The organism is Ruegeria haliotis (genome assembly GCF_013377785.1).
In the GTDB taxonomy this organism is placed as follows: Bacteria; Pseudomonadota; Alphaproteobacteria; order Rhodobacterales; family Rhodobacteraceae; genus Ruegeria; species Ruegeria haliotis.
In genome coordinates this window covers 1-838 of the sequence record NZ_JABXWT010000063.1, presented here as the reverse complement: position 1 = coordinate 838, position 838 = coordinate 1, and the positions used below count along the sequence as shown (strand labels likewise).

General features: G+C 53.5%; 2 protein-coding genes. Both read right to left on the bottom strand.

What is annotated here, in order from left to right:
- Positions 1-191: 191 nt before the first annotated feature.
- On the bottom strand, positions 192-569 hold the full coding sequence (locus tag HW561_RS23290) for a nuclear transport factor 2 family protein (protein ID WP_176867765.1): 378 nt from the start codon (positions 567-569) through the stop codon (positions 192-194).
- A gap of 39 nt (positions 570-608) precedes the next feature.
- Positions 609-838: hypothetical protein (locus tag HW561_RS23285; RefSeq protein ID WP_211198753.1), on the bottom strand; the 230-nt coding region annotated here is incomplete at its 5' end.

Genomic DNA, 838 nt, shown 5'->3' with positions numbered 1-838 from the left:
GCTGCACCGCAGCATCTTGACCAGTTGGCCAACGGCAGGAATGGGCCCGACCCCACGAGTAGGAGACAGAGTTCCGTAGGTGCCAAACAAGATCCGTAGCCAGCCTGAAATCTCCATGCTGGCCACGCCATGTAATTTCAACAACCGCTGACTTTGGGATCGAATCTGCATATCTGCTTTTGTTTAAACGCTCATAGTTTCGAGATGTCTACGTAGACCCTATAGTCGTACACCTTGCCCTGTTCTAATCCGAGCCGCGTCGCGAACGGGACTTCATGCTCACTGCCATCCTTGCGGGTATAGTGGACAGTGCCATCACAGAACACCGTGTCACCACCCGACCAGAGTCCAGTGATTGTATGGCGCATGGCAGCGATGGTTTGGAAAAAGGCGTCATTGGCCAACTCAACAGAATCTCGCCCGTTGATTGGATCGAAATTTCCGAGACGAAACGCCACATCTTCAGTGACAAATTCGACAACGTTTCGGGCATTCATTGCGTCCACTGCCGCATAGAGTTTGGCGATCAGTGGTGCATGGGGCGAGTTGTGTTGTGCTGTGATATGCATATTGGGTGTCCTTAATAGATATTTGGTGTGAGCCGATATTCAGAGACGGTTTGGTTTGCGATTTGGACGCTGGGTGTTCCAGGGGCGAGAGATGCGGATGTGCCCGTTGGTGATGGCCAGACCGAGGAACAGCGCGACAAGTGACATCAGCAATGTGATGCGGATTGTTTCGCCGAAGACCAGAGCCCCGAAAGCGATGCCGAAGAGCGTGGCGAAATAGCCAACCTGGGCAAAACCGACACCATCGGTGCGCCGCTGGACCTCGAATG